Source organism: Corynebacterium pseudokroppenstedtii, from assembly GCF_019754945.1.
GTDB classification, from domain to species: domain Bacteria; phylum Actinomycetota; class Actinomycetes; order Mycobacteriales; family Mycobacteriaceae; genus Corynebacterium; species Corynebacterium pseudokroppenstedtii.
This window is the reverse complement of record NZ_JAEUWU010000001.1, coordinates 162,502-181,200: the sequence shown is the minus strand read 5'-3', so window position 1 is coordinate 181,200 and position 18,699 is coordinate 162,502. Positions and strand designations below refer to the sequence as shown.

Sequence of the window (18,699 nt, the reverse complement as noted above, 5' to 3'; positions counted from 1 at the left end):
CCCCGCATTCCCTGGACTAACCGCGCACGTGAGGCCGTTTTCCCCTCGAACTATCTCTGACGCAGAGTAGCAGGGCTCGTTCCGATGACCTCGGAGATACGTTCTGCAGAAATCGCCCCTTCACGCAAAAGATGAGGGGTGGGCGAGGTCAGATCAATGATGGTTGACGGCTCCCCGATCGTCGCCTCTCCATCGTCCAAATAGACGGATACTTCGCTTCCCAGCATCTGTTTCGCGGCAATGGCCGACGTCGCCGGCGGCTGCCCCGAAATATTCGCGGAGCTCACTGCCATGGGGCCTGTGGCTCTCAACAGCTCAATCGCGACCGGCTGTAGCGGCATCCGAAGCATCACTGATCCGTTAGTATCCCCAAGGTCCCAGGGCAACGACGGAGCCTGCGTCACTACAAATGACAGTCCGCCAGGCCAAAACGCTTGGACTAATTCGCGCATCCGCGGAGTGACCGTCTGCACCAGGCCGTCGACGGTGTCCCATGACCCAACCAACACGGGAACAGGCATGTCAGGGCCACGATGCTTCGCCCGCAACAGCGCGGCAACAGCGTCGTTATCGAATGCATCACATCCGATGCCGTAGACGGTGTCGGTGGGGATAACGACCAGCCGTCCGCCCTTTACTGCGCTCTGGGCAGCCTCGAGGCCACGACGTCGTTCGTCTTGGTCAGTGCAATCGTAAATTGTGCTCATGAGTGTTATTACGCTTTCCTCGTGTGTGCGGCCCGAATGCCCGTCACAAACCTATCGCGTCCAGCTAAATCCTTATGTATTTCTACATCGGTGAAACCGTGATTATTCAAGCATTGTGAGGTCACAGGCCCGTTGAGCTCGTCATGTTCCACAGCCACGACGGTGCCGGGGCTAGACAAATCCTCAACCACGGCCATCATCGGCACGATCACGCTCATTCCGTCCGCACCAGCGAAAACGGCGTCATGAGGATCGGCCGCGACTTCGGGCGAAATCGCCGTGTTCTCGGGCACATAGGGTGGATTCGAAACGACCATATCCACCTTCAGTTCGTGCGTCGGTTCAGGATAGTCACCGTCACGTTTGTCCCGATCACGCGTGTCCCTGCCACACAAGTCCCGAATGCTTTTCACGATAGTGGGATCTGTGACATCCCCTGCGCACAGGCTCACCGAGAGCTGATCGGCGTCGTCCTCTGACAGGCCGACGTCCAGCGCTTCGGCCCGCCAATTCTGCATGAAGGTCTCGACGTTGCGACGGGCGTAATCCAGCGCGACGTCGCTCGTGTCAACGCCAACAATGCGGATTCGTGGGAGCTTGCCGACGCTTCCCACTTGCGGATTGACGGCCGCCTGCTCTCGAAAGTCGCGATGAAGAGACAACAACGCGTTACCCGCCGCGTGCGCAACACCCAGAGCTAAAGTTCCAGGCCCAGTGCACAAGTCAACGATCGTGTAATCCGCCGGCACAGGCTTCGAAGACCCGGATTTCTCGGACCGGTTATCCAACGCTCTCCGGAGTTGCTTTCCCGCCCATTCCACAATCAATTCGGTTTCCGGACGGGGAATAAAAGCCCCCGGACCGATCAGCAGATCGATCCCTGCGAACCGCACCGTCCCCATAATGTGCTGCAAGGGTTCCCGCTGCTCACGTCGGCTAATACACGCTTCGAAAAACTCAGCCGTGTCGGGATCGACGTCGTCTTGGCGTCGGAAGAATAACGAGGACCGTGTGACCGGTTCCGCACCCGGCGCGCCCTTAACGGTGAGCGCATGTGCCATCAGAAGCTCAGCATCGACTCGTGGAGAATCCACCCCCGCAGCGCGCAGTCGTCCGCCGGCATTGTTGATCATCTGGCGAACAGATGTACGGGGATACGTCATTCTGCCTCGAGCCGTTCGGCGCGCTCTGCGGACTGCAGCGCAGAGAAGAGATCATCCAGGTCGCCGTCGAGAACCTGGTCGAGGTTGTGCGCCTTGTAATTAATTCTGTGGTCAGAGATGCGATTTTCGGGGAAATTGTAGGTACGGATGCGCTCCGAACGATCCATGGTCCGCACCTGAGCGGCACGATCAGCCGACGCCGCAGCCTCTGCTTCTTCTTCCTTCATCTGCTGCAACCGCGCGGCCAGGACCTGCATCGCGCGCGCCTTGTTTTGGATCTGGCTACGTTCTTTCTGGCACGTCACGATCAACCCCGTCGGCAAGTGTGTGATGCGGACAGCGGAGTCGGTCGTGTTAACGCCTTGGCCACCTTTACCGGATGAGCGATACACATCAACGCGGATGTCCTTGTCATCAATCTCGACATCCTCAATCTCATCAGGTTCCGGGTAGACGAGGACACCGGCAGCGGAAGTCTGAATACGCCCCTGGGACTCGGTAACGGGAACTCGCTGAACACGGTGGACGCCACCCTCAAACTTGAAGACGCTCCACGCACCGTCCCGAGACGGCTTCTTGGAACGAATAGACATGGTGATGTCTTTAATTCCCCCGAGGTCCGTCGGAGCGTCGTCCAAAACGTCGATCGCGAAGCCGTGTTTGTCCGCGTAGCGCTGGTACATCCGCACTAATTCGCCGGCGAAGAGGGCAGCTTCTTCCCCGCCCGCACCGGACTTCACTTCCATCACAATGTCATCGCCATCATGAGGATCACGCGGAGCCAAAAGGTCAGCTAGCTTATCCGATAGCTCCTCTTTTTCCGCCCGAAGACGCTCGGCTTCTGCCGCGAATTCCTGGTCTTCGTGGGCCATTTCCTCGGCGGCTTCGAGATCATCAGTAACAGCATTTAACCGGTCATTCGTCTGAATGATGGGCTGGAGTTCAGAGAACCGCTTCCCCACCTTCCGCGCGCGAGCAGCGTCGTTATGTAAATCAGGATCAGCTAATTGAGCTTCGAGCCCTTGATATTCCGAAACAATGTCGTCGACCGCCGAAACATGCGTCGCCATGACCCCAGAGTGCTCCTTTAACTGCTCACTACAAATACCGGTAACTACACGAATATAGCGCGACGGCGGCGGCTCAACCGAACCACCGCCCGCACCGTGACCAGGAGAGCTTTACCTCCTGGCGCCACTACTTCACATCACTGCCTGGCTTCACGGCTTAGCGTCGCGCATAGGGGACGAATTACTCGTCATCGTCGTCGGGAACACTCATGGGTGCCGACGACGCGATCTGCATGAGGAAATCGCCATTGTTCTTAGTCTTGCGCAGCTGCTTGATCAGCAAGTCAATAGCCTGCTGCGGGTCCAGTGCCGACAAGATCCGACGTAGCTTGTGCATGACGCGTGCCTCGTCGGGAGCCAGGAGCAGCTCGTCCTTACGGGTACCCGACGGATTCACGTCGACGGCTGGGAAGACGCGGCGCTCCGAAATCTTCCTGTCAAGCTTCAGCTCTGCGTTACCCGTGCCCTTGAATTCCTCGAAGATGACGGTGTCACCCGCGGAACCCGTCTCAACCATCGCCGTCGCGATAATGGTCAGCGAACCACCGTTTTCGATGTTCCGTGCCGCACCCAAGAATCGCTTCGGTGGGTAGAGGGCGTTGGAATCCACACCACCGGACAGGATCCTGCCCGACGCCGGAGAGGAGTTGTTGTAGGCGCGGCCCAGTCGCGTAATGGAATCCAGCAGCACAACAACGTCCTGACCAGCCTCAACAAGGCGCTTAGCCCGCTCAATCGCCAGCTCAGCGACCGTGGTGTGCTCGCTCGGCGGGCGGTCAAACGTCGAGGCGATCACTTCACCATTGACCGAACGCTGCATGTCGGTGACTTCCTCAGGGCGCTCGTCGACAAGAACAACCATAAGGTAGCACTCTTGATTGTTGGTCGTGATGGCGTTAGCGACGTCCTGAAGAATCGTCGTTTTACCGGCCTTCGGCGGGGACACGATCAGCGCACGCTGCCCCTTACCGATCGGCATGATGAGGTCAATCACACGCGTCGTGAGCTTCTTCTGGTCCGTTTCCAAACGCAGCCGCTGGTTCGGGTACAGCGGTGTGAGCTTGGCAAACTCGGGGCGGGCCTTGGCCTCCTCCGGCGTCATGCCGTTGACCGTGTCAACGCGAGCCAAGGGGGCGAACTTCTGCCGGTTGCGGCCGCGACCATGCTGCGGGCGGCTTGATCCGTCCTCACGGACCTTAATCTGCCCGGTCACAGCGTCGCCGCGACGCATTCCCTGGGACCGAACCATGTTCATAGACACATAAACGTCGTTCGGGCCGGACTGGTACCCCGACGTGCGAATGAACGCAGTGTTGTTGTCGACAACATCGAGGATGCCCGCGATCGGCTGGAAAGTTTCACCCTCGCGCAGCTGGTTCGGGTTCTGGTTGTCGCGGTTATCCCGGTTGCGACGGTTGCGCCGATTGCCGCGGTTATTACGGTCGTTGCGGTTATTGCGGCCACCGCGATCGTTCCGGTTGTCACGATCATTGCGGTTGTTGCGACCACCCCGGTGGTCCTGGTTATTGCGGCCACCGCGACCATTGTGGTCGTTGTTGTCACCGGAGTTGTCGTCATTGTGGCCATAACGATCATCACGGTCGTCATTGGACCGTCGATGATCATTGTTATTCCGGTCATCATCCCGGCGGGAGTTATTATCATCCGAATCGTCGGAAGAATCACGGGACGAATTATTTCGGTCATCACCGTCATTGGAATGACCGTTGTGGCGGGCACGGTGGCGACGCGCACGGCGTGCCTGGGAACGCGATTTGTAGCCGTGGTGGCGGGAATCGTCAGAATCGTCGTTGTCGCGACCGTTGTCATTATCCGAATGGGAGTCGGAGTGGGAGTCCGAGCCACCAGAGTGCTCGTCTCCACGACGGTCGTCGTTACCATTCTGGCGGTTATCGGAGCCGGAACCACGTCCGTCGTTGTTTGCCGACGATCCAGTGTTAAATGAATCGGAGTTCGGCGATTCAGAGTTATCCGAATGGTGGGACTCGGCCTTCGGTTCCCCCGCTTTCCGTGTGGATCGACGGGGCCGAGAATACGGCTGACCAGCGTCGGCGGCCTGGATGGCTGCGATAATATCCCCCTTGCGCAGCCCTGAGAGTCCTCGAATCCCCTTTTCGGCAGCTAGCGCCTTTAATTCCGGGATGCGCATAGCGGCCAAGTTGTTCGTGTCCGTATCAGTCACGGATGTCCTTTCGTTGCCAGCCCCTCCGGGGACAATTGTCAGTATTTGTCAGTGGATACGTGTCTCATCACGCGCTGGAGGGTTAGCCCTGTGGTGTTGTCCTATCGCGACGCTGCTTCATCGCTCTACCGTCGGTGGCCTCACGATGGTGTTTCTCCGATGGTGCAGCATGTCAACGGAATGTGCGTCATTTCGTTTCCGCTTGTGTCAATGTGCCGAAAGACACGTGACCTGCCCGAACTGCTATCGCGGTTTTTACCATTAGCCATCGCGGGCGATGCAGATTCGCGACACTACGCGCGATTACGAAATGAAGGATTCTTTGTAGCGTCCGGTCATCGGTGTTGTATTCAGGGCGGATGAGAAATCCCCTGGATCCACCACTCTTGCTAGGCCGGAAGCCGATGTTACACATCGTTCGGCTCGATGCCCTAGCGGAGAATACACAACTTGATGAGCAGTCCGAAAACTACAACCAAAGGAATCGCTCATAACCGTACCACTTTCCAGCACAAGTCGCTGCAACGGCACGCGGATGGGCTTCACCTGCATCTACCGTCTGTCTGACTTAAAGTAAACGACATGAAGTCGACGATGATGGACGTGCCTCTTTCTGTCACCCAAATTTTCACCTACGGTGCCACTGTTTTCGGAGACACAGAGGTAACGAGTTGGGGCGAATCCGGGCCAGAGACCATCACGTTTTCCGCACTCGCCGGCCGAGCTGCCGCGTGTGCTCATGCTCTGCGGTCGCTCTGCGGTATCGACGCCGACCAACGCATCGGAACCATGATGGACAATTGCGCGGAGCATCTCGAAGTGTTTTTTGCGTCGTCGTGCATGGGAGCCGTATTTAGCCCCCTGAACTCGCACCTTTCCGACGACCAAATCATCCACATCATCAACTATGCGGACCAGAAGGTCATCGTCGTTTCGCCCCGCAATGCACCCCGCTTGGCCAGACTCATCACCGAGTGTCCGGGAGTGAACCACATCATCATCGCGTCCGGGTCGTCGGCACAGCGCGCTGAAGCCGTCGCTGCCTTCGATGCCATCCCTGACCCCCATTTTTCGGTCACCGATTATGAGGCTTTTATCGACGGTCAAGCCACCGAGTTTCCATGGCCCGATCTCCCCGAAGACACCGCAGCTGCCCTCTGCTTTTCGACGGGCACCGAGGGGGCGCCCAAGGGTGTGGCCTATTCCCACCGGTCTATGTTCTTGCACTCGCAATCATTGCTGGGCGTGGATTCCTTCGCCATTACTAATGGCGTGTCCTTCCTTTGTTGTGTCCCCATTTATCACGTTCTGAGCTGGGGCGTTCCTCTCGCGGCCTGGATGGCTGGCGCTCCGCTCATCTTCCCTGGTGAGGATCTTTCGGCACCTCGCCTTGCGCAGGTGATCGCAACCTCTATGCCTCGTACGGCACACGGGGTTCCGACATTGTGGGTATCGCTCTTTTCCTACTATTTCCACAACCCGCCGAAGCGTATGAGCCTTCGGGAGATTTTCGCTGGTGGGGCCCCTGTCCCGCCGGTGCTCATTAAAGTATGGGAAGAAAAGTTTGGTGTCGATGTCATTCATTGTTGGGGAATGACAGAAACGTCACCCGTGGGGACAGTATCACGCCCCCCGGCAGGCTTGAGTGGGGAAACGAGAGATCTCTACCGCGAGTCCCAGGGGCGCTTCCCCGTCGCCATGAATTTCCGAATTGCCGACGACGCCGGCCACGTGCTGGAAGGACACGACCGCAACCAGGGCGAAATCCAGGTACGCGGCAACTGGGTAACCGGCTCCTATTTCCATTCACCGACGGGCGAAGGCGATGGCCCCGCGTCCCGTTTCCGAGGCGAACCCATTGACTACGCCGATGATCGTTTTACCGACGACGGGTGGTTCCGCACAGGAGACGTCGGCTCTATTAACCGCGATGGGTTCTTAACGGTCAATGATCGCATCCGCGATGTTATCCGCTCAGGTGGGGAATGGATTTACTCGGCCGAGTTGGAGAACTATGTTGTTGACGCTCCCCCGGTTCTTGAATGTGCCGTTATCGGATATCCCGATGAGACATGGGGTGAGCGGCCGCTGGCGGTGACTGTCCTTGCCGACGGGGTTGAGCGGTCGGCGGCGACAGCAGAGCGTCTTCGCACACGATTACGTGGGGTCATTCCCGGGTGGATGATCCCCGAGTACTGGGCATTCGTTGACACTATCGATAAGACGAGCGTCGATAAATATGACAAGAAGGACCTGCGGCAGCACCTTGCCGACGGGAAACTGGATGTCATTTCCCTGCAAGGGCCCCGTCGTAGTGGCGATAGCTACGGCGACAATAGTTCCTCTAGCTCAGCATCGCAGGCCTAGCGTTTGCGCGGGTAAGCTCGCCACGCGCTCCCGCCACGCACTATCCCAGTTCTTTGCGATTGACCTGGATAGGGCCGGCGATGGGGAGCGTGAGAACGCGAAGCCCCTCGGAGGATGCGGTGTCAATGATTTCGGCGGGCAGGTCCTCGGTGGAGAGAACCATGATGGTGGGGCCAGCGCCCGATAAGTATGCCGCATAACCCCGGTTACGCAGGCGGTTTACCCATTCCGCAGAGACCGGCAAGGCGTCTGCGCGGTAAGGCTGGTGAAGGCGATCCCTCGTGCCCTCCCACAACAGCTCGGGGTTGGTACGCAGCGCAACCGTCATGACTGCCGTTCGTGACACATTGAATCGTGCGTCAACATGGCTCACATCACTGGGCAGCACTCGGCGCACCGCATTCGTCGACGCCGTGAAATCCGGGATAAAGGCCGTTGCGCGAATGTCGGGGTGAACATCCACACCGATCGCGTGGTACTGGGGCGCAGTTTCACCATCGACAGGCGTATCCGTCCAGGACACCACTGCCCCACCCAGCACAGATGCGGCCGCATTATCAGGGTGGCCCTCAAAAGAACTGACAACCTGAACAACCTGATCAGTCGTGAGGGCGTTATCTGCCAAGGCATTAGCAGCACACACTCCAGCCGCTGCCGCCGCCGCGGACGAGCCGAGACCGCGCGATTGCGGAATCGAGTTCTCACAGGACACCGCCAGGCCGGGGACGTCAGCATGGGCAACACGAAGCCCTTCACAGATCGCCCGCACCACTAAGTGGGTTCCGTCGAGGGGAACCTCGCCAGCGCCTTCACCCTGCACATCAACGGTTAAACCGGACGCAGTGACCTCGACGGTCACCAGGTCATAGAGCCCCACAGCCAAGCCGAGGGTGTCGAATCCGGGCCCTAAATTGGCCGACGACGCTGGCACGCGGACCGTGACCGAGCGCCCCACCGGGATATCGTGTGGCACTTAGTCGTCCCCCTCCATGCGCAGCACGCGCTCGACGGACAGCACCGTATCGATGGATGAGACGTCGGCCACGGTTTTCTCGAGGTCGTCCTCCCGCGCCATGTGGGTGACAACAACCAGCCGAGCGCCGTTTTCGCTGCCCTCCTGGCGGACCGTCTTCAGCGATATGCCGCGGTTAGCGAAGCACTTGGCGACGTCGGCAAGGACACCAACCTGGTCCTTCACGTGCATGACGACGTGGTACCGGGTGTCGATGGAACCGAATGGCGCGATTGGCAACGACGCGTACACAGACTCTCCCGGAGCACGACCACCCAAAACGATGTTTCGCGACGCACCGATCACGTCGCCCAACACAGCCGACGCGGTCGGGTTTCCGCCGGCACCATTGCCGTAGAACATCAGACGCCCAGCGGCTTCCGCCTCGACGAACACAGCGTTGAATGACTGCGACACGCTCGCCAACGGGTGGTTACGCGGCACCAGCGCCGGATACACCCTGGCAGAGACGGATTCCTTACCCTCGCTATCAACAAGTCGCTCGCAGAGGGCCAGCAGTTTAATAGTGCATCCCACCGCCTTTGCCGACGCGATATCCGCCGCGGTGATCTCGCGAATGCCCTCGCGGTAGACGTCGTCGGCGGACACGCGCGTGTGGAAAGCAATGGATGCAAGAATGGCCGCCTTGGAAGCTGCATCATATCCGTCGACGTCGGCAGTGGGGTCTGCCTCGGCATATCCCAAACGGGTCGCTTCAGCCAGCATCTCGTCATAGGACGCGCCCGACTCATCCATGGCGTCCAGGATGAAGTTCGTCGTCCCGTTGACAATGCCCATGACCCGGTTGACGCGGTCACCAGCAAGAGAGCGTCGCAGAGGCCCCACCACGGGGATCGCCGCCGCCACTGCTGCTTCGAAGAACAAATCTGCGCCCGACGCATCGGCTGCTTCGGCTAATTCGTCCGCGTGAGCCGCCACCAGGGCTTTGTTCGCGGTGACGACAGACTTCCCGGCCCGCAACGCCGCCAACACGAGCTTCCGTGGCAGGTCAATGCCGCCGATGACTTCCACGACGAGGTCGATATCGTCGCGAAGAACCAAGCTCATGGCATCGTCGGTGAGGAGGTCGGGATCAACGCCTTCACGCGGGCGGGATAGATCGGACACTGCCACACCGCGGATTTCAATTGGCCCACCAGCTCGTTCGGTAAATTCGTCGGCATATTCGTTCATGAGCCGATAGGCAGCCTGCCCGACGGTGCCAAAGCCGAGGAGGGCAACTCCGACGGTTTCCCCGGCCCCTTTTCCGGTGTTGTAGCTAGTTTGCTGGGTCATATTCCTATCCCTTGTGCTTCCCTTGTGTTGGTTCCCTTGTGTGGTGTTCGGTTTACAACGTTGTTGGCTCAACGTCGTTGTCCTGTATGCGTCGGCAGACAAAGCTGTATGAAGGATACTATATCTAGTATTTATGCTGGTCTACTCAGGTTTTAGGTGACCGACAGATTCGATAGACGGATTCGACCTATCGTCAGCAGTGGTCAGCATCCGTCAGCAATCTTCGTCGAGCGCAAGAAGATCATCAATTGTTTCCCGACGGACCATCACGCGTTCGTGCCCGTCGCGCACTGCGACAACGGCCGGCCGGCAGAACATGTTGTACCGCGACGACATGGAGAAGCAGTACGCGCCAGTGCCTGCGAGGGCGATACGGTCTCCGACCTCGATATCGTCGGGATAAATTCCATCTTCGACGAGGATATCTCCGGATTCACAGTGTGATCCCACCAGGCGCGTGGGAATCGGGTTTCCGTGCATCAGGCGATTAATCACTCGACCATCGTAATGGGCGTTGTACAACGCGGGGCGGATGTTATCCGACATCCCGCCATCAACGGCGAGATAGCGCCGAGTGGAGCGCTCATCCGTGGGCACATCTTTAATTGTTCCCACCGTGTAGACCGTCACCGTCGACGGGCCAGCAATGGCGCGGCCCGGTTCAACCATCAATGTCGGGGGGTCAAAGTGCAGGTCATGGGCCGCTTTATGGACGCGGGCTTTAAGATCGTCGGCCACCGACCGGACATCCAGGGGCGAATCCGAGGCGCTGTAGGCAATGCCGTAGCCGCCACCCAGATCCAGGATGTCCAAGGAATCCTTGACATCTTTTTTCTCGACGCCACCGTCGCTGCCGTACCGACCGAGTTGGTGATGCAAGTCAGCCATCAAGCCAAGCAAACGTTCAGCCGCGAGGGAGAAGCCGTCGGCGTCAAAAACCTGTGACCCGACGTGACAGTGCAGCCCAGCGACGGCCAGCGAGTCGTAGTCCATCGCTGCAAGAACCGCATCCTTCGCTGCACCGGAAGCCAACGACAGACCGAATTTCTGGTCTTCGTGTGACGTCGCAATGAATTCGTGAGTATCCGCGTGAACACCCGGTGTCACACGAATCAACACTTCTTGGCGGACACCAGCATCCCGCGTAATCTTCCCTAGCCGATCCACTTCCTGACGGGAGTCGATCACAATGTGGCCCACGCCTGCCTGAACAGCCTTGGTCAACGTGCTGTCCAACTTGTTATTGCCATGCACGGTGATGCGCTCGGGTGGAAAACTCGCGCGCAATGCCACGTCCAGCTCACCATCGGAGGCGACGTCAAGGCACAATCCCTCGCTCGCCACCCATCGGGCAATGCCAACGGTAAGGAATGCTTTGGACGCGTAATGGACATGCCCGGGGCCGTCGAAAGCATCGGCCATGGCCCGGCATCGAGCGCGAAAATCGTCCTCATCCACGACCATGAGTGGGGTTCCATACTTATTGGCCAAGTCGACCAAGCGAACACCGGCAATCGACACCTGGCCATCGTCGTCGCGATGTGCGTTCATGGGCCACACATGCGGAGGCAGGGCATTGAATTGATCGGTTGAAAACTCGGGCAGGCTCGCGTCGGCGTATAGATGCGCGAAGCCTGGTCCTTTACTCAGTAGATCCACGGGGGCTCCTACATGCGTTCGGGTGCGCTGACACCGAGAAGGTTCAATGCGTTAGCGATCGTTTGGCGCGTTGCCTGCGCTAATGCCAGCCGTGCGTAGACAATCGGCGCTGCGTCGTCGCCCGTCGGCTCTGATTTCTTGGGAAGGATTTGGCAGGAGTCATAGAACCGGTGGAATGTCCCCGCCAGCTCCTCCATGTAGCGCGCAATACGGTGCGGTTCACGGAGCTCCGCCGCGGTTCCCACCACAGAGGGGAATTCGCCCAAAGTACGGATGAGCGCACCCTCGTAGTCATTGGTCAGGAGAGAGTAATCGGGGTCCTTGACCGCGATCCCCGCTGCCTGCGCCTTCCTCCCCAACGAGCACAGCCGCGCGTGCGCATACTGCACATAAAACACGGGGTTGTCGTTGGTTTGGCGGGCCCACAGATCCATATCGATATCCAGCGTTTGGTCCACTGAGCTGCGTATAAGGGCATAGCGGGCAGCGTCGACACCAATAAGTTCGACAAGGTCATCGAGGGTAATGACCGTCCCGGCGCGCTTCGACATCTTGACAGCTTTACCATCGCGCACCAGGTTCACCATCTGGCCGATCAGGACCTCAACCTGGGTTGGGTCATAGCCCAGTGCCTGCGCGGCCGCCTTGAGGCGAGCGATGTAACCGTGGTGGTCGGCTCCCAACATATAGATGCATAGGTTGTGACCACGTTCGATTTTGTCCCTGATGTAGGCAATATCTCCCGCGATATATGCTGCGTCACCGTCGGACTTGATCACGACGCGGTCTTTGTCGTCGCCAAATGAGGTGCTGCGCAGCCACCATGCCCCGTCGGCCTCGTAGAGATTGCCATTGTCTTTCAGTTTTTGTATCGCTTGATCTACCGCGCCGGATTCGAAGAGCGAGTTCTCGTGGAAGAACACATCGAAGTCAGTGCCGAATTCGTGGAGGGTGCGTTTGATATGCGCAAACATGAGGTCCACGCCTTCCTTGCGGAAGACTTCCTGGCGTTCCTCGGGGGACATCTGCGTTGCTTCCGGATGCTTCTCGACGACGGACGACGCGATGTCCTGAATGTATTCCCCTCCGTAGCCATCCTCCGGAGTGGGCTGGCCGAGGGCGGCCGCAACGAGCGAGCGTGCGAAGCGGTCGATCTGCCGCCCGTGGTCGTTGAAGTAATACTCCCTGGTAATCGACGCGCCACGGAATGCAAAAATACGTCCAAGGGCATCGCCGACTGCGGCCCAGCGTGTGCCGCCCAAGTGGATGGGCCCGGTAGGGTTCGCTGATACGAATTCGAGGTTGATGACCTCGTCGCTAAGTTCTGAGCTGCTTCCGAACCGTTCCCCTTCGGCGAGAATGCGTCCCACGATTTCTCCCTGAGCGGCGGCAGCGAGGCGAATGTTAAGGAACCCTGGGCCGGCGACGTCGACAGTGCCGATGGCGGAGTTGGTGGCTAAGTCTTCTGCTAACCAACCTGCTAGCTCCCGCGGTGATGTTCCCACTTTCTTGGCAATCTGCAAGGCCAAGTTCGTTGCATAGTCGCCATGTTCTGGGTTGCGGGGTCGTTCTACTGTCACCGTCGGCGGTAGTACCGAGGCATCTTTCCCGTGGTGTGACAAGACAGATTCAGCACGCGTGGCAATGAGAGTCGACAATTCTTCGGGAGTCATAGGCCCACAGTGTACGGCACCGCGCCGGGGTTCCCTATCACTGCCAAGTGCTAGTTCAGCTCGCTGTCGGTTTCGGTTGATTGAACCGTTCGTCAGCGCGGAGTGCTGGTGCCAGCTTGTCGATATTCACCCCGAAAGTGGGTAACTCGGAGTTTTTTATTTCCGAAACGTTGGTATTGCGTTAATGCACATACCTTTCTAGGGAATTTCCATGCACTGCGAGAATACTTAATAAAGTCTCGCGACAATCATTTTCATTTCATTATCGGCTCATTTACCTGCGTCGATACGCGCTGACCACCTCTGAGGAATGAAGTTTTAGTCCTAAACTGATGATGACGACTTTAACCCTGAGGAGGGCTTGTGCGTATCGCACTATTTTCCACGTGTATCGGGGATGCCCTATTTCCTGACGCTTCCAAGGCGACGGCAGTGATCTTGTCCCGGCTTGGCCACGAAGTAGTATTCCCCGAAGGCCAGACGTGCTGCGGACAGATGCACGTCAACACTGGCTATCAAAGAGAAATCATCCCCCAGATCCGCGACTATGTTGACGCATTCTCGGATCCATCCATTGATTACGTCATCGCACCATCGGGCTCATGCACGGGCGCGGTCCGCCACCAGCACCAAATGGTCGCGGAACGCTATGGCGATAAAGCACTCGTCGACGGTGTGAAGAAGACGGCACCGAAGACCTTGGATCTCTCGGAATTCCTTGTTGATGTCGAGGGGAAAACAAATATTGGTGCTTATTTCCCCCACCGCGTGACGTACCACTCAACCTGCCACTCGCTGCGCATGGTGAAGGTGGGCGACCGCCCCTATCAGCTGCTCAAACAGGTCAAGAGCCTGGATCTTGTCCGCCTGCCCGGCGCGGAGGAATGCTGCGGATTCGGCGGAACGTTCTCGGTGAAGAACGCGGATACGTCGGCCGCCATGGTCGGCGACAAAGCTCGCAATGTTGTCTCGACTGGTGCGGAATTCGTCACCGCCGGCGACCCGAGCTGCCTCATGAATATCGGCGGTAGCTTGTCCCGCCAGCGCTCCGGTGTCCGCGCCCTGCACATTGCGGAAATCCTCGCATCGACTGAAGAACACCCCTGGACGCCGGAAGGCGCGTTCTATTCCAAGGAGGCAATGCTGTGACCATCAGTCTTGGTATGCCGACGATGCCACCCACTGCCCCTGACGGCGTCGGCAATCTTCGTGGTACGGAAAGATTCCCTCAAGCTGCTCGCCATGATTTGAAGAATTCGGTCCAGCGCCACAACTTGCGGATGGCGACGCATACGATTCGCGATAAACGTGCCCGTGTTGTTGGTGAAATCGACGATTGGCAGCAACTTCGCCACGCCGGGTCGGCCATCAAACGTGACGTGATGGCTCGGATGCCTGAGCTTCTGGAGCAGTTTGAGGAAGCTGTCACCGCGCGTGGTGGCCATGTGCACTGGGCCCGTGACGCTAAAGAGGCCAACGAGATCATCACCGGTCTTGTTAAGGAGACGGGTGAGAAGAAGGTCGTCAAGATTAAGTCGATGGCGACGATGGAGATCGGCCTCAACGATGCCCTCAAGGAAGCTGGAATTGAGGCGCGTGAAACGGACCTGGCCGAGCTGATTGTCCAGCTTGGTCATGATCGTCCATCGCACATCGTGGTCCCCGCGATTCACCGTAACCGCGCTGAGATCCGGGACATCTTTATTAAGGAGATGCCCAACACGGATGAGAGCTTGACGGATAATCCTGCGGACTTGGCCGAGGCATCGCGGCTCTTCCTCCGCAAGCAGTTTATGGACGCGAAGGTCGCCATTTCTGGCGCTAACTTCGGTATCGCAGAGACGGGCACGCTGTCCATCGTCGAGTCTGAGGGCAATGGCCGCATGTGCCTGACCTTGCCGGAGACCTTGATCTCCGTGATGGGGATTGAAAAGCTCTTGCCGACGTTCAAGGACCTCGAGGTGTTCTTGCAGCTGCTTCCTCGGTCCTCCACCGGCGAGCGCATGAACCCCTACACCAGCCTGTGGTCAGAAACGACTGAAAACGACGGGCCAAAGAACTTCCACATTGTGCTCATTGACAATGGACGCACACACGCGCTGGCGAATGCCATCGGCCGTGAAGCGTTGAAGTGCATCCGCTGCTCCGCGTGCTTGAACGTGTGCCCGGTGTACGAACGAGCTGGTGGCCACGCATACGGGTCAACCTACCCAGGTCCGATTGGTGCCATTTTGACGCCACAACTGGCAGGTATGGAATCCGCCGAGGATCCCAACGCCTCACTCCCCTATGCCTCTTCATTGTGTGGTGCCTGCTTCGAGGTCTGCCCCGTCGAGATCGACATCCCGTCCGCGTTGCTGGAGCTTCGCCACCAGAAGATTGAGCACCACCGGCCGAAGTTCGAAGGCATGATCATGAGCAGCATGGGGCTGGTCTTCGGGAACAAACAGATTTGGAACTTCTCCGCCCGAGCCGCTGTGTTGGGACGCGCTCTTGGGTGGCCGAAGGGGAAGATCACGAGCCTGCCCGGCTTCCTCTCTGGGTGGTCGAATGTGCGTGATACCGCAATTCCGCCGAAGAAATCGTTCCGCGCGTGGTTCGCTTCCGAGGAAGGCAAGAGGACTCTGGCCGCTGCCCGGAAGGAAGGTATTCCGGATAACAGTTTCCGCCATGCCGATCACAACACTGGCGACGCCGCCGAAGTGAAGGTCAGTGAACCTGGCGAGCGGAAGAACTCGTCGAAGCCTCTCGAGCATGTGCTGGACGACGCTACTTCTAACTCACAGGCACACGACGACAGCAGCGCTAAGAATTCGTCGAAGGAGGGGAAGTAGTCATGGGATTCCGGTCTACGTCCGCTAAAGAAGAAATCCTCGGGCGAATCCGCAACGCAAACAAACTGGCCGGTGTGCCGTCGGAGCCCTATCCCATTCCACGGGACTACAGGACCAACCGGACCCGGTCCACCGACGAACTGGTCGATCTCCTCGAAGACCGATTGGTGGATTACAAGGCCGACGTTCACATCGTTAAAGAGGCTGACCTGCCCTCCACGGTGGCTGATCTCTGCCGCGAACATAGGTTCTCCACAGTCGGAGTAGCCGAGGGCATCGACGAATCTATTTATTCCTCAGTCTCAGCGGATGTTGAGAAGGATGATCGCTCCACTGATCCTCATAAGTTGGGGCGCTTCGATGCGATTATCACGGAGTCTCACGTCAGTTCCGCGCAGACGGGCACGATCTACCTGGATGGGTCGGCGACGAATGGCCGACGTGCGTTGACGTTGGTCCCCGACTGCCACTTGTGCATCGTACGTGAGGAGTCGATTGTCTATGGTGTTCCTGAGGCTATTGATCGCCTCAACCCGGAGATGCCGATCACTCTTGTCTCAGGGCCCTCGGCGACCTCTGATATCGAGTTGAGTCGTGTTGAAGGGGTCCACGGACCACGAACTCTGATCGTGTTGATTGTCCGGAAGTGACTGGTAGATGGGGCATTCTCGCGTGATTGCCGACACGAGTTACCCCGCGTGTTCGTACTTTCACGACGGAGTGCTAAGGTAGTTTCGTCGTGCGGTGAACACCCCGTTATCCGTTGAATTAGTGTCAAGGGATCGTGGTGTTTTGCCGGTGATGCCTCCGTAGCTCAGGGGATAGAGCGTTGGTTTCCGGTACCAAAGGTCGCAGGTTCGAATCCTGTCGGGGGCACAGTAAAACCCCGCTTTGATCAGTACAAATACTTGGTCAAAGCGGGGTTTAGCCTTTATCTAACTAGGTTGTTGTTTAACTAGCTTGCTTAATCGTCTCTACCTCAATATCCACGTCATCTTCTTTTATTCCTGCAAGATAAGCGATCGCTTCCCGCATTTCATCCGCGGCATCATCGAGGTTTTCCACCTGGGACACGGCACCCACTTCGGGGCACACGAGGGCCCAGACATCACTACTCGTTCCTGGTTCAGCTGTGACAGTAAAAGTAGACATTATTAACCCACCATCTTTCTTTTCCTCGGTCAAAGCCGGTATATCGCTTTCTATTGTATTGCTTTGAACCCGATGAGAATGAAAATTATTCGGAGTGAATGCCTCGAAGGACGGCGGCGGGCGGGTTAAATCAGTAGCTCCCCTAGGACAAAGCCTGAAACAACCGCCGTTGCAATAGCCACTGTGCCCGGTATGAGGAATGGGTGGTTAAACACGTATTTTCCAATTCGCGTAGTTCCCGTATCGTCCATTTCTACGGCCGCGAGAAGCGTCGGATATGTCGGCAAAATAAACAAAGAACTTACTGCTGCAAACGATGCCACCGCTATGACGGGACTTACCCCCACCGCCAATGCCGCTGGCATGAGAGCCTTCGTCGTAGCCGCTTGGGAGTACAACAAGGCCGCAGCAAGGAACAACACCACGGCGAGCATCCACGGATAGTCCTTCAACACGTTCCCGGCTAGATCTTTAATCTGGTCCAGGTGCGCGTCGATAATGGTTGTTCCCAGCCATGCAACACCCATGACGCATATGCACGCGGACATGCCCGACTTAAACACCTGAGTCGTCAAAATCTCAGCAGCCGGTAGCTTGCACACGAGCGTGATGATCGTGGCTGTAGCCAGCATCAACGAAATGATGGCTTCATTCCTAGGCAATGTCGGATGTGAAATTAAGCCCACTTGGTCGGAAATCAAGGTCGCGTAGACCATGACCGCAATAATTGCGATAAGGAAAATCCACACCGAAAGTTTGGAATTCTTTGTGGGGACATAAGCTTTCTGCCCCTGTGTCCGCTTCACCAGACCTTTAGCTAGCCGATCTTGATAAATCGGGTCATCGCTTAACTCTTTCCCAAGGTGATTGGTAATGAACGCTGCAGGGAAAATAGCCAAGAAAGTGGACGGAATAACCACAGCGAGGAGCGTCAGATAGCTCACCCCATGCGGCTCCATTAAGGACGCCATCAAAACGACGGCGGCTGAAATCGGCGACGCGGTAATCGCTATCTGAGATGCGACAACGGAAATGGATAACGGCCTGGACGGGCGGACACCGCCCTCTTTCGCTACTTCGGCAATGACCGGAAGCGTTGAAAAAGCGGTATGCCCTGTACCGGCCAATAACGTCATTAAATACGTGACAATCGGGGCAAGGAATGTGACTCGCTTGGGATTCTTCCGCAAGAAACGTTCAGCAACGTGAACCAGGTAGTCCATTCCTCCGGCCAATTGCATCGCAGCAATGGCCGAAATGACGGACATAATAATGCTGATGACGTCGAACGGGATCTGTTCATGGGACACCGGAACTCCGGTCAGTCCGAGGACAAGTACCCCCAGACCGCCAGCGAAGCCGATTGCTATTGAACCTAACCGGGCCCCCAGGACAATAGCCGCCAAGACGATCAATATCTGCAGTGCAAACAAAAATCGAGGCTTTCTACTCACGCGTAAACAGGTGAATCAACGGGCGCGACCGCGTCATCATCGCCAACGTTTACAACGGGCCGTAGCCCGGAACGCTTGTGATCCGTCCACACACTAGTACCCCTGGGTT

General features: G+C 57.7%; 14 protein-coding genes and 1 tRNA gene. 5 read left to right on the top strand and 10 right to left on the bottom strand.

Annotation, left to right across the window (positions count from 1 at the left end; all coding sequences use genetic code 11):
• Nucleotides 1–50 precede the first annotated feature (50 nt).
• The 4 genes from JMN36_RS00770 to rho form a co-directional block, all read right to left on the bottom strand.
• A complete protein-coding gene (locus JMN36_RS00770; RefSeq protein WP_012731915.1) occupies nucleotides 51–707 on the bottom strand; it encodes an L-threonylcarbamoyladenylate synthase in 657 nt (218 codons plus the stop codon).
• A gap of 8 nt (nucleotides 708–715) precedes the next feature.
• Nucleotides 716–1,870, bottom strand: a complete 1,155-nt coding sequence (locus tag JMN36_RS00765; RefSeq protein ID WP_221923658.1) for a N5-glutamine methyltransferase family protein — start codon at nucleotides 1,868–1,870, stop codon at nucleotides 716–718.
• Nucleotides 1,867–2,940 carry a peptide chain release factor 1 gene (prfA, locus tag JMN36_RS00760; RefSeq protein ID WP_046202532.1) on the bottom strand — a complete coding sequence of 358 codons (1,074 nt, stop codon included), beginning with the start codon at nucleotides 2,938–2,940 and terminating at the stop codon, nucleotides 1,867–1,869. The genes JMN36_RS00765 and prfA overlap by 4 nt, the downstream gene beginning before the upstream one ends.
• A gap of 181 nt (nucleotides 2,941–3,121) precedes the next feature.
• Nucleotides 3,122–5,143 carry a transcription termination factor Rho gene (gene rho / locus JMN36_RS00755; RefSeq protein ID WP_221923657.1) on the bottom strand — a complete coding sequence of 674 codons (2,022 nt, stop codon included), beginning with the start codon at nucleotides 5,141–5,143 and terminating at the stop codon, nucleotides 3,122–3,124.
• 582 nt (nucleotides 5,144–5,725) lie between these two features.
• Between rho and JMN36_RS00750 the strand changes: the two genes are divergently transcribed.
• Complete coding sequence (locus tag JMN36_RS00750) at nucleotides 5,726–7,510, top strand: long-chain fatty-acid--CoA ligase (RefSeq protein WP_221923656.1); 1,785 nt, start codon at nucleotides 5,726–5,728, stop codon at nucleotides 7,508–7,510.
• A 40-nt stretch (nucleotides 7,511–7,550) separates the two neighbouring features.
• Here JMN36_RS00750 and thrB read toward each other — a convergent pair whose 3' ends face one another.
• From thrB to argS, 4 genes are all read right to left on the bottom strand, one after another.
• Nucleotides 7,551–8,483 carry a homoserine kinase gene (gene thrB, locus JMN36_RS00745; RefSeq protein WP_221923655.1) on the bottom strand — a complete coding sequence of 311 codons (933 nt, stop codon included), beginning with the start codon at nucleotides 8,481–8,483 and terminating at the stop codon, nucleotides 7,551–7,553.
• The gene (locus JMN36_RS00740) at nucleotides 8,484–9,818 is read right to left on the bottom strand and encodes a homoserine dehydrogenase (RefSeq protein ID WP_221923654.1); all 1,335 of its coding nucleotides are present in this window, start codon (nucleotides 9,816–9,818) and stop codon (nucleotides 8,484–8,486) included. It lies immediately after the preceding gene.
• A 213-nt stretch (nucleotides 9,819–10,031) separates the two neighbouring features.
• Nucleotides 10,032–11,369 (bottom strand): diaminopimelate decarboxylase, encoded by a 1,338-nt coding sequence (gene lysA / locus JMN36_RS00735; protein ID WP_236881841.1) that lies wholly within the window; start codon nucleotides 11,367–11,369, stop codon nucleotides 10,032–10,034.
• 116 nt (nucleotides 11,370–11,485) lie between these two features.
• Nucleotides 11,486–13,150, bottom strand: a complete 1,665-nt coding sequence (argS, locus tag JMN36_RS00730) for an arginine--tRNA ligase (protein ID WP_221923653.1) — start codon at nucleotides 13,148–13,150, stop codon at nucleotides 11,486–11,488.
• Between the two features lie 363 nt (nucleotides 13,151–13,513).
• On the opposite strand from argS, the gene JMN36_RS00725 reads away from it, so the two are divergent.
• The 4 genes from JMN36_RS00725 (at nucleotide 13,514) to JMN36_RS00710 (ending at nucleotide 16,860) form a co-directional block, all read left to right on the top strand.
• A complete protein-coding gene (locus tag JMN36_RS00725; RefSeq protein WP_221923652.1) occupies nucleotides 13,514–14,299 on the top strand; it encodes a (Fe-S)-binding protein in 786 nt (261 codons plus the stop codon).
• Nucleotides 14,296–15,984: a LutB/LldF family L-lactate oxidation iron-sulfur protein gene (locus JMN36_RS00720; RefSeq protein ID WP_221923651.1), complete on the top strand. Its 1,689-nt coding sequence runs from the start codon at nucleotides 14,296–14,298 to the stop codon at nucleotides 15,982–15,984. The genes JMN36_RS00725 and JMN36_RS00720 overlap by 4 nt, the downstream gene beginning before the upstream one ends.
• A 2-nt stretch (nucleotides 15,985–15,986) precedes the next feature.
• The gene (locus JMN36_RS00715) at nucleotides 15,987–16,634 is read left to right on the top strand and encodes a LutC/YkgG family protein (protein ID WP_221923650.1); all 648 of its coding nucleotides are present in this window, start codon (nucleotides 15,987–15,989) and stop codon (nucleotides 16,632–16,634) included.
• Between the two features lie 153 nt (nucleotides 16,635–16,787).
• Nucleotides 16,788–16,860: transfer RNA gene (locus JMN36_RS00710), tRNA-Arg, on the top strand.
• Between the two features lie 75 nt (nucleotides 16,861–16,935).
• On the opposite strand, the gene JMN36_RS00705 is transcribed toward JMN36_RS00710, so the two are convergent.
• A complete protein-coding gene (locus JMN36_RS00705; protein ID WP_204088833.1) occupies nucleotides 16,936–17,136 on the bottom strand; it encodes a hypothetical protein in 201 nt (66 codons plus the stop codon).
• Between the two features lie 125 nt (nucleotides 17,137–17,261).
• Nucleotides 17,262–18,569, bottom strand: coding sequence for an anaerobic C4-dicarboxylate transporter (locus tag JMN36_RS00700; protein ID WP_204087201.1), 1,308 nt, complete (start codon nucleotides 18,567–18,569; stop codon nucleotides 17,262–17,264).
• Nucleotides 18,570–18,699 lie beyond the last annotated feature (130 nt).

What these genes read in the sequence shown, in the direction of transcription:
- JMN36_RS00770 (WP_012731915.1), bottom strand. Translation starts at nt 707, where the DNA reads ATGAGCACAATTTACGATTGCACTGACCAAGACGAACGACGTCGTGGC.
- JMN36_RS00765 (WP_221923658.1), bottom strand. Translation starts at nt 1,870, where the DNA reads ATGACGTATCCCCGTACATCTGTTCGCCAGATGATCAACAATGCCGGC.
- prfA (WP_046202532.1), bottom strand. Translation starts at nt 2,940, where the DNA reads ATGGCGACGCATGTTTCGGCGGTCGACGACATTGTTTCGGAATATCAA.
- JMN36_RS00750 (WP_221923656.1), top strand. Translation starts at nt 5,726, where the DNA reads ATGAAGTCGACGATGATGGACGTGCCTCTTTCTGTCACCCAAATTTTC.
- JMN36_RS00740 (WP_221923654.1), bottom strand. Translation starts at nt 9,818, where the DNA reads ATGACCCAGCAAACTAGCTACAACACCGGAAAAGGGGCCGGGGAAACC.
- lysA (WP_236881841.1), bottom strand. Translation starts at nt 11,369, where the DNA reads ATGAACGCACATCGCGACGACGATGGCCAGGTGTCGATTGCCGGTGTT.
- argS (WP_221923653.1), bottom strand. Translation starts at nt 13,150, where the DNA reads ATGACTCCCGAAGAATTGTCGACTCTCATTGCCACGCGTGCTGAATCT.
- JMN36_RS00715 (WP_221923650.1), top strand. Translation starts at nt 15,987, where the DNA reads ATGGGATTCCGGTCTACGTCCGCTAAAGAAGAAATCCTCGGGCGAATC.
- JMN36_RS00705 (WP_204088833.1), bottom strand. Translation starts at nt 17,136, where the DNA reads ATGTCTACTTTTACTGTCACAGCTGAACCAGGAACGAGTAGTGATGTC.